General features: G+C 67.7%; 12 protein-coding genes and 1 pseudogene. 6 read left to right on the forward strand and 7 right to left on the reverse strand.

Annotated features, from left to right (window positions below):
- The 5 genes and pseudogenes from HUU94_RS03730 to HUU94_RS03750 form a co-directional block, all read right to left on the reverse strand.
- Positions 1–363, reverse strand: a pseudogene (locus HUU94_RS03730) (dihydroorotase); the annotation flags it as partial.
- Positions 360–1346 carry an aspartate carbamoyltransferase catalytic subunit gene (locus HUU94_RS03735; RefSeq protein ID WP_174273774.1) on the reverse strand — a complete coding sequence of 329 codons (987 nt, stop codon included), beginning with the start codon at positions 1344–1346 and terminating at the stop codon, positions 360–362. The gene HUU94_RS03735 and the pseudogene HUU94_RS03730, both read right to left, overlap by 4 nt.
- A 47-nt stretch (positions 1347–1393) precedes the next feature.
- Positions 1394–2068, reverse strand: a complete 675-nt coding sequence (locus HUU94_RS03740; RefSeq protein WP_174273775.1) for a carboxypeptidase-like regulatory domain-containing protein — start codon at positions 2066–2068, stop codon at positions 1394–1396.
- Positions 2069–2076: 8 nt separating this feature from the next.
- Complete coding sequence (ruvX, locus tag HUU94_RS03745) at positions 2077–2544, reverse strand: Holliday junction resolvase RuvX (RefSeq protein ID WP_174273776.1); 468 nt, start codon at positions 2542–2544, stop codon at positions 2077–2079.
- Positions 2541–3665: a DUF3089 domain-containing protein gene (locus tag HUU94_RS03750; protein ID WP_174273777.1), complete on the reverse strand. Its 1125-nt coding sequence runs from the start codon at positions 3663–3665 to the stop codon at positions 2541–2543. The genes ruvX and HUU94_RS03750 overlap by 4 nt, the downstream gene beginning before the upstream one ends.
- 144 nt (positions 3666–3809) lie before the next feature.
- Here HUU94_RS03750 and gatC point away from each other — a divergent pair, with 144 nt between their 5' ends.
- From gatC to HUU94_RS03780, 6 genes are read left to right on the forward strand one after another with little or no spacing between them, the layout of a single operon-like run.
- Positions 3810–4097, forward strand: a complete 288-nt coding sequence (gatC, locus tag HUU94_RS03755) for an Asp-tRNA(Asn)/Glu-tRNA(Gln) amidotransferase subunit GatC (RefSeq protein ID WP_174273778.1) — start codon at positions 3810–3812, stop codon at positions 4095–4097.
- Between the two features lie 58 nt (positions 4098–4155).
- Positions 4156–5637 (forward strand): Asp-tRNA(Asn)/Glu-tRNA(Gln) amidotransferase subunit GatA, encoded by a 1482-nt coding sequence (gene gatA / locus HUU94_RS03760; RefSeq protein WP_174273779.1) that lies wholly within the window; start codon positions 4156–4158, stop codon positions 5635–5637.
- Positions 5638–5680: 43 nt separating this feature from the next.
- Positions 5681–5977, forward strand: a complete 297-nt coding sequence (locus HUU94_RS03765) for an AbrB/MazE/SpoVT family DNA-binding domain-containing protein (RefSeq protein ID WP_174273780.1) — start codon at positions 5681–5683, stop codon at positions 5975–5977.
- The gene (locus HUU94_RS03770) at positions 5974–6390 is read left to right on the forward strand and encodes a type II toxin-antitoxin system VapC family toxin (RefSeq protein ID WP_174273781.1); all 417 of its coding nucleotides are present in this window, start codon (positions 5974–5976) and stop codon (positions 6388–6390) included. Before HUU94_RS03765 ends, HUU94_RS03770 begins: the two co-directional genes overlap by 4 nt.
- A complete protein-coding gene (gene gatB, locus HUU94_RS03775; protein ID WP_174273782.1) occupies positions 6383–7867 on the forward strand; it encodes an Asp-tRNA(Asn)/Glu-tRNA(Gln) amidotransferase subunit GatB in 1485 nt (494 codons plus the stop codon). Before HUU94_RS03770 ends, gatB begins: the two co-directional genes overlap by 8 nt.
- A complete protein-coding gene (locus HUU94_RS03780) occupies positions 7864–8451 on the forward strand; it encodes a hypothetical protein (RefSeq protein WP_174273783.1) in 588 nt (195 codons plus the stop codon). The genes gatB and HUU94_RS03780 overlap by 4 nt, the downstream gene beginning before the upstream one ends.
- Before the next feature lie 262 nt (positions 8452–8713).
- On the opposite strand, the gene HUU94_RS03785 is transcribed toward HUU94_RS03780, so the two are convergent.
- Positions 8714–8938 carry a hypothetical protein gene (locus tag HUU94_RS03785; protein ID WP_174273784.1) on the reverse strand — a complete coding sequence of 75 codons (225 nt, stop codon included), beginning with the start codon at positions 8936–8938 and terminating at the stop codon, positions 8714–8716.
- Positions 8939–9047: 109 nt separating this feature from the next.
- Positions 9048–9230: a hypothetical protein gene (locus tag HUU94_RS03790; RefSeq protein WP_174273785.1), complete on the reverse strand. Its 183-nt coding sequence runs from the start codon at positions 9228–9230 to the stop codon at positions 9048–9050.
- Between the last annotated feature and the right edge of the window lie 186 nt (positions 9231–9416).

Genomic DNA, 9416 nt, shown 5'->3' on the forward strand with positions numbered 1-9416 from the left:
CTCGGCTAGGTCGTGCCCGCGCAGGCCCTGCGTCGCCGCCGCGAGGGGGTACAGCCAGACCCCCGGCTTGCCCGCCGCCGCCGGGCGCTGCACGAGCGCCACCGAATCGAGCGGTTGCGCCTGATCGGGCATCAGCAGCGCTCGCGTGATTCCGCCGGCGCGGAACGCGGGCGGATCGATCGCGAAGACGCCGACATCGATGATCCCCGGCGCGATCAGCCGCCCGCGCGCGTGGATCGTCTCGGCCCCGTCCTGTTCTGCGGAGTCGCCGGCCGCCGCGATCCGGCCGTCGCGCACGAAAATATCGTGCTGCACGGCACCGTCGCCAACTTTCGTGCCGCCGAGGATCTTAAGTATACTCACCAGCCCGCGATCCCGCGCCGCCCGCGCGTCAGCACGTCGAGGCAGGCCATGCGGATCGCCACCCCCATCTCCACCTGCTCGGGGATCGCCGATCGGTTGAGATCGTCGGCCACCGAACTGGCGATCTCGATGCCCCGGTTCATCGGCCCCGGATGCATCACCAGCGCATCGGGCGCCGCGCGCGCCAGCCGCTCGGGCGTCAGGCCGTAGAGCGCATGATATTCGCGCTCCGAGGGCACGAAGCCCCCCGCCATCCGCTCGCGTTGCAGGCGGAGCATCATCACTACGTCGGCGCCGTCCAGCCCCGCGTCGAAATCGGTGAAGGCGCTCACCCCCATCCGCTCGATCCCGGCGGGCAGCAGGGTCGGCGGCCCGACGACGCGCACCTCGGCACCGAGCGTGCCCAGCGCCAATATGTTCGATCGCGCGACGCGGCTGTGGAGCACGTCGCCGCAGATCGCCACCGTCAGCCCGGCGATCCGCCCCTTGCGCCGCCGGATCGTCAGCGCGTCGAGCAGCGCCTGCGTCGGATGCTCGTGCCGCCCGTCGCCCGCGTTGAGCACGGGGCAATCGACCTTGTCGGCGATCAGGTGCACCGCGCCCGAAGCCTCGTGCCGGATGACGATCACGTCGGGCCGCATCGCGCCCAGCGTGATCGCGGTATCGATCAGCGTCTCGCCCTTCTTCACGCTCGATTGGGCGGCGTGCATGTTGACGACGTCCATGCCGAGCCGCTTGCCCGCGATCTCGAAGCTCAAGAGCGTCCGCGTCGAATTCTCGAAGAAGGCATTGATCTGCGTGAGCCCGGCGAGCCGATTGTCATGTTTGGCGGTCTCGCGATTGAGCGCGATCCATTGCTCGGCCTCGTCGAGCAGGAACAGGATCTCGTGCGGCGCAAGCCCGGCGATGCCGAGGAGATGGCGATGCGGGAACAGCGCGGCCTCCGGCTTGTCTTCGAAGGCGCGCGGTTGCTGTGCGGACATTAAAGCGGCGTCCTAGCCGGAGCGGCGCCCGGGCTCAAGCAGCCGGATCATCGGAAGGCGAGCGTGATGATCTCGTCATTGCCGACCTTCTTCATTCCGACCGGGGCAAAGAAGCTGTGGCCGCCCTCGCCGATCGGCAGGCTCCTGCCACGCAGCGAGGCAGCAGCGATCGTTCGCCGCTCGCGAAAGAAGAAGGCGATGTGCGTGGTGTCGCAGCCGCCGATCATCCCGAAGCCCGCGCGCTGGACGAAGGAATAGCGATCGCTCTGCACCGCCCAGTTCACCCGACAGTGGAGACGCATGTCGCCCAGCCGCCGCTGATCGCCATCGAAGCCGGGTGTTCGCACGAGGGCGCGGAAGGCCAGGCTCGATCCGCGTCGATTGGCGCGCAACGTCCAATCGCCGGGCGGCAGCGGCGGCAATCGAAAGCGGCCGTTCGAATCGAGCACAACGGGGATCGTCGCCGTACCGTCGGTCAAGGCGGCGGTGAGGCCCTCCCACTTTGCGGGGTCGCGGGGGCTCAGCTCGAACCAGAGGATGCCTTGCGGTGCGAGCCGGGCATGGTCCTTGTCGAATGCCGCGACCGCCTTGAGCAATTTGGCGACGGGCACGGCAAAGGGCTCACCCGGCGCCGTCACGACGATCTCGTCCGACGCGGCCTGCTCCTCCTGCACGGCCGGGGCGGCAGTCGCGAGGCTTCCCGCCATGAGCAATGCGATCATCGCCGATCTCAAGCAAAACCTCCCGCCAGCGCATCGATCGCGCCCTGGAGGATGTAGCTCGCGGCAAGCTTGTCGACCAGTTCGGCGCGGCGCGCGCGGCTGGCGTCGGCGGCGATCAGGGTGCGCGTGACGGCGGCGGTCGACCAGCGCTCGTCCCACAGCAGGATCGGCAAATCGAGATCGAGCAGGTTGCGCGCGAAGGCGCGGACCGATTGGGTGCGCGGGCTGTCGCTGGCATCGAGGTTGAGTGGCAGGCCGATCACCATCCCGCGCACCTGCTGGCGCGCCAGCAGCGCGGCGAGCGCCGCTTTGTCGGCGGCGAATTTGGTGCGCCGGATCGTCTCGGCCGGGCTGGCGATCGACCAGCCGGCATCGCAGAAGGCGATCCCGATCGTCTTGGTGCCCACATCGAGCCCCGCCAGCCTGCCGCCTTCGGGAAGCGCGGCGTAGAACTCGGCCGTGACGGTGGTGATCATTTTTGCGTGGCGAGGAAGGCGGCGGTGCGCGCCTCCGCATCGGCGCGCAGGTTCGCCCAGAACAGGGCATAATCGAAGACGTGGTAGTTTTGGCCGGGCAGGATGTAGCTGCCATATCCCGCGGGCGCGCCGCCGATCAGCAGGATACCGCGTGGATCGCAGCGCGCGGGCACCAGCGCCTTCGTGACCCCAGCGCTCGAAAGGCCCGCATTCGGGACCAGCGATCCGAGATTGGCGCTGGCAGGCGCGGCGCTGTCCGGTGCACCGGTGAGCGGGTTGACGCAGAGCATCGGCGTATCCTTGCGCGGGGCGCCGGTGAGGCCCTGGGTGGCGTCGTAGACCTTGAGCAGCATCTTCGGATCGGCGGGTTCGGCGAAGCTCTGCCACGATACGATGCAGCCGGGCTGGCCCGCGCGCGTGCAGCCCGGCAGCCCGAGCTTCGGCAGGTCGGCGCTCACCGAAACCGGCCAGCCGATCAGATAGGCGGCAGCGATCCGCCGGGCGACCGGCGTGCCCGCGACGCGCCGCGCGAGCAGGTTCATCAGGTGGAGCGAGCCTTGGCTGTGGCCGGCGATGATGATCGGCCGATCGGGGGGGATCGCCGCCAGAAAGGCATCGAACGCCTGTTCGACATCGCCATAAGCGAAATCGAGCGCCTGCACCGCCGCCTTGCCACTGGTGAGAAAGGCTCCCGCCGTCGCCTGGCGATAGCGCGGCGCCCACACTTCGCCGACCGAATTGAACGCGCCCGCCTGGCTGGCGACGAACAGCCTGAGCCGCGCATTGCTCTCGCGGTCGTCGAGCGTGCCGTTCCAGCGGTCGCGCTTGAGATAGGTGGTCGGCGGGACGAAGAAGACCGACACCTGCGCCGCGCGCGTCGCGGTATAGCCGGGGGGTACATAGCGCGACGGATCGTCGGCCATGCGCGGCAGGGCCACCCAGCTTTCGGGCCTGGTATAATCGATCCTGCCCGGCGGAGCCTTGAAATCGCCGCTCGGCACGAAGGCGAAGCGCAGCATCTGTTCCTGAAACAGGTTCCAGCCGATCCCTCCGGCGAGCGTCAGCATGATCAGCGCGGCGATGACATAGAGGAACCTTCGGGCGAGCAGCGGAGACCTCATGAACGATAAGGGATGGCCGCGCGACCGCCTAGCGCCTTGCCCCGGACGCGTCCAATCGCCTCCGATGCCCCAGCCTCGCTTGAAGGGCGGGAGGGCCGATGCTAGCCGCCGAAACCAAGCATAGCTCGAAAGTCAGATTGCCGAATGTCCGTCGATGCCGCCACCGTCCGAAAGATCGCGAGCCTCGCGCGCATCGCCACGACCGAGGAGGAGGTCGCGGCGCTGGTGCCCGAACTCAACAATATCCTCGGCTGGATCGAGCAACTCGGCGAGGTCGACACCGACGGTATCGAGCCGCTCGCGGCGGTGATCCCCAACGCGCTGCGGCTGCGTGACGATGTCGTCACCGATGGCGGCATTCGCGACAAGGTTCTCGCCAACGCGCCCCAGGCCGAACATGGCTTTTACGCCGTGCCCAAGGTGATCGAGTGATGACGGCACCGCATCATTCGATCATCCCGGACTTGATCCGGGATCCAGGAGCAAAGACGTGACCGAACTCACCGATCTCGGCGTCGCCGCCATCCGTGACGGCTTTCGCGCGGGCGATTTCACCGCGCGCGAGGTGGCGGAGGATTTCGTCGACGCGGTCGCGGCGGGCCGCGCGCTCAACGCGTTCATCGTCGAGACCCCCGAACATGCGCTCGCCGCCGCCGATGCCGCCGATCAGGAGCGCGAGGCCGGCGCGGTGCGCCCGCTCTCGGGCGTGCCGCTGGGCATCAAGGATCTGTTCTGCACCGAAGGCGTGCAGACCACCGCCGCCAGCCACATCCTCGAAGGCTTCGTGCCGACCTATGAATCGACGGTCAGCGAACGCCTGTTCCTCGCGGGCGCGGGGATGCTCGGCAAGCTCAACATGGACCAGTTCGCGATGGGTTCGTCCAACGAGACGAGCTATTTCGGCAATGTCGTCAGCCCGTGGCGGCGCAACGACGGCGGTAACGCCGCGCTTGCGCCGGGCGGCTCCTCGGGCGGCTCCTCCTCGGCGATCGCGGCGCGGATGGTCCCCGCCGCCACCGGCACCGACACCGGCGGATCGATCCGCCAGCCCGCCGCCTTCACGGGCATCTGCGGGATCAAGCCGACCTACGGCCGCTGCTCGCGCTGGGGCATCGTCGCCTTCGCCTCCAGCCTCGATCAGGCCGGTCCGATGGCGCGCGACGTGCGCGATTGCGCGATCCTGCTGGAGGCGATGAGCGGCTTCGATCGCAAGGACGCGACCTCGCTCGACGTGCCCGTCCCCGCCTGGGAAGCAGCACTTTCGGGCAGCCTCAAGGGCAAGCGGATCGGTATCCCCAGGGAATATCGCGTCGACGACATGCCCGCCGAGATCGATGCCTTGTGGGAGCGCGGCATCGCGCTGGTCAAGGACGCGGGCGCCGAGGTGGTCGAAGTCTCGCTGCCGCATACCCGATATGCGCTGCCGACCTATTATATCATCGCGCCCGCCGAAGCCTCGTCCAACCTCGCGCGCTACGATGGCGTGCGCTACGGGCTGCGCGATCTTCCCGAAGGCGCCAACCTGCAAGACATGTATGCCGCGACCCGTGCCGACGGCTTCGGCCCCGAGGTCAAGCGCCGGATCATGATCGGCACCTATGTGCTCTCGGCGGGCTTCTACGATGCCTATTACACCAAGGCGCAGAAGGTCCGCGCGCTGATCGCCCGCGATTTCGAGCAGGCGTGGGGGACATGCGACCTGCTGCTCACGCCGACCGCGCCCTCCGCGGCCTTCGGCCTGGGCGAGAAGAGCGACGATCCGCTGGCGATGTACCTCAACGACGTCTTCACCGTCCCCGCCAGCCTCGCCGGCCTGCCCGCGATGTCGATCCCCGCCGGGCTCGATGCGAAGGGGCTGCCGCTGGGGCTGCAAATCATCGGCAAGCCGCTCGACGAACAAGGCGTGCTCGACGCCGGACTGGCGATCGAACAGCGCGCGGGGTTGACGGCGCGACCGGAACAATGGTGGTAGACGTTCCAAATCTAGGTGTTACAAAGGTAACACCGGAGATGTGATGAACACCCCACTCGACCGCCGCACCACGACCAATATGACCAGCAAAGGCCAGGTGCTGATCCCCAAAGACGTTCGCGAGGCGATCGGTCTGGTCCCCGGACGTCCGGTCGATGTCGGGGTCAACGATCGGGGCGAGGCGGTCGTCGTTCCGTCAGTCCGGCGTGCGGCCGAGACACCCGAAATGCGGAGCGCACGGATCATGGCGGCGTTTCGACAGGCTTCCGCCCGGCATCGCACCGGCCGGGATGTCGATACGATGATGGCCGAATTGCGCGGTGACGAGCCACTGCCTTGATCTTCGTCGATACGAACATCCTGCTCGACTTGCTGGAAGACGCGGCCACGCCGCAGGCCGACTGGTCACGCGCGGTCCTCTCCGCCGAGGCAGCCAATCAGTTGCTGGTATCGAACCTCATCGTAGCGGCCGAGCTGTCTGGCCAGGTAAGCGATGCCGCCGCGCTGGGCGAGACGCTTGCCGCGGTTGATGTCGAGCTCTTGGATCTTGATCTTGCGGTCGCGCATCGCGCCGGCCGCGCTTTTGCCGATTACCGGCGCCGCGGCGGCAAACGTCAGGTGATCCTTCCGGATTTCCTGATCGCGGCGCATGCCGAAGTCTTGGACGCCACGCTGCTGACCCGGGACCGCGGTATCGGCAACTATTTTCCTGACTTGAACCTCATTACACCCGAGACGCACCCCCATGGCTGACGCATCCGCACCCTATACGATCGAAGGCGCCACCGGCGCGTGGGAGGTCGTGATCGGCCTCGAGGTCCACGCCCAGGTGACGAGCGCGGCCAAGCTCTTCTCGGGCGCCGCCACCGAATTCGGCGCCGAGCCCAACAGCCAGGTCAGCCTCGTCGATGCGGCGATGCCCGGGATGCTGCCCGTGCCCAACCGCGAGTGCATCCGCCAGGCGGTGCGCACCGGCATGGCGCTCGATGCGCGGATCAACCGCTGGAGCCGCTTCGATCGCAAGAATTACTTCTATGCCGATCTGCCGCAGGGCTATCAGATCAGCCAGCTCTATCATCCGCTGGTGGGCGAAGGCTCGATCGAGATCGAGCCCGAAGGCGGTCCGCCCAAGACGATCGGCATCGAGCGCATCCATGTCGAACAGGACGCGGGCAAGCTGATGCACGATCAGCATCCCACGCGCTCCTACGTCGATCTCAACCGATCGGGCGTCGCGCTGATGGAGATCGTCAGCCGCCCCGACATGCGCTCGCCCGCCGAGGCGGGTGCCTATCTGCGCAAGCTGCGCGCGATCCTGCGCTACGTCGGTTCGTGCGACGGCAATATGGAGCAGGGATCGATGCGCGCCGACGTCAACGTCAGCGTCCGCAAGCCCGGCGACGCCTTCGGCACGCGCACCGAGACCAAGAACGTCAACTCGGTACGCTTCGTGATGGCGACGATCGAAGGCGAGGCGCGGCGGCAGATCGACGTGCTGGAGGCGGGCGGCACGATCGTCCAGGAAACGCGCCTCTACGATCCCGATCGCAACGAGACGCGATCGATGCGCTCCAAGGAAGATGCGCACGATTATCGCTATTTCCCCGATCCGGACCTGCTGCCGCTGGAGCTCGACGAGCCGTTCCTCGCCGACTGCCGCGCGTCGCTTCCCGAGCTGCCCGACGCCAAGCGCCGCCGCTACGAGGAGGTGCTTGGGCTATCGCCCTACAATGCGGCGGTGATCACCTCGGACGTCGAGACCGCGCGCTGGTTCGAGACGTTGCTCGCCGCCACCGGCAAGCCCGAGACCGAGGTCGCCAAGCCCGCCGCCAACTGGCTGACCTCCGAACTGTTCGGCGCGCTCAACCGGCTGGGCAGGGATATCGCCGACAGCCCGGTCTCGCCCGCGCAGGCGGCCGAACTGATCGCGCTCGTCGCCGACGGCACGCTTTCGGGGACGCTTTCGAAGCAGGTGTTCGAGATCATGCTGGAAACGGGCGAGGATGCCTCGGCGATCGTCGCGGCGCGCGGGCTCAAGCAGACCAGCGACACCGGCGCGATCGAGGCGGAGATCGCCAAGGTGATGGCCGCCAACGCCGACAAGGTCGCCGAATATCGCGGCGGCAAGGACAAGCTCTTCGGCTTCTTCGTCGGCCAGACGATGAAGGGGATGGCGGGAAAGGCCAATCCGGCGGTGGTGAACGAATTGCTCAAGAAGGCGCTGGGGTGAGGCCGGCCGCAGCCTCCGCCGGCTGCCTAGCGATCCTCCTAGCGGCGACGTCCGCGCCGGCCGCACCGCCGCCCGCGCCGGTCTATGTCGTCGATCGGATGCGCGACCTGATCAGCCCCGACGAGGTCGTCGGCACCCGGCGCGCGGGGCTGATGTGCCTGCCGAACGGCACGATCCGCTGGAAGGACATACCGCAGGGCGACGCGCTCGATCGGCGCGAGATCATCCAGGATGTCCTCGAGGACGAAGGGCAGCACGTCGCCTCGCTCGGCGGCACGGTCGCGGCGCGGCGGCAGGTGCGGATTCGCGGCGTCGTCAGGGCCGCCGCCTTCCGTCTCTGCGCCAGGCAATGGCTGGGCGACCGGGGCGCGCTTTCGGGCGACGCGCATCTCGAAATGGAGTGGCGCGCCGAGAATGGCGACGGCGCCGATCCCGGCCTCCGCCACGTCTCCACGATCGATCGCCATTTCGACGGCAAGCAGGCCGCCAGCCTCGGCACCCTCTTCCGAGCGATGCTGGAGGCGTCGGCGCGCGATCTCGTGCAATGGCTCGGCACCGCACGAACGAGTGAACGCTCGCGATGATACGCCGGCGCTGTACCGCTACCGACGCTCGACGGGCGGCGGCTGACGCTGCGCGGACGACGCTTCGGTCGCACGGCTGAGGCGGACATGTCGAGAAGGCCGGCATTGCGCCGATCCGCGACCGGCGGATCGCCTTCGTCAAAGGCTGTGGCGTCTTGCAGTGGTGCCGAAACCGATCGATGCGCTGAGGGCACGCGGCTGCCTAGGCCGTGGGAGGGCTACATTCCCTCCCACCAGACCGGCGGCTGATGGTTCGTTGGGCTTAACGCCAGCCCGAATAGCGGCGTCCATGGCGATAGTAATAATAGCGATTGCCCCGGTGGCGGCGCTGCTGCCAACGGCGATTTTGGCCGTTATTATAGCCACGATGGCCATAGCCCTGCGCGTAACGGGGGTTGCCATTGTAGCCGCGGTGCTGCGCTTCGGCGGAGGTCGTCCCCGTGACAGCGGTTGCAACGGCAAGCAGGCCCAGGATCAGATGCTTCATCGACAATCTCCTCGGATGCCCAACCAAGCGCAAGCGAAGCGGGTTCCTTGAGCGAGATTAATAGTGCTGCGCCGCTATGCTGGGCCGGCCTTTCATAACCCTCATCGCCTCACGAGGTAATATCGCGATCGCCGCGATGGTTCGTGCCCCCGGTGCCGCTGGTGCCGCCGTCGGTGCCCGGCGTATCCTCCACGCTTTCACGGTCGGTGCCGCCATCGGGGGACACGCGCTCGACATCGTCGGAACGCCGGGGCGGTGTCGAATCGGGGTGGGCATCGGGGTGGCTGGCCATCGCATCTTCTCCTCGTTTCCTCCGCCAACGCTCCGGGCTCCGAAGCGCTCCCGCAAACCTTGCCGTCGCCGCGCGCCTGCTATAGGGAGCCCGGCCTGACCGGCCTGACGCGGGCGTGGCGGAACTGGTAGACGCAGCAGGTTTAGGTCCTGCCATCGCAAGATGTGGGGGTTCGAGTCCCTTCGC

Source organism: Sphingomonas bacterium (assembly GCF_903644055.1).
GTDB lineage: Bacteria > Pseudomonadota > Alphaproteobacteria > Sphingomonadales > Sphingomonadaceae > Sphingomonas_I.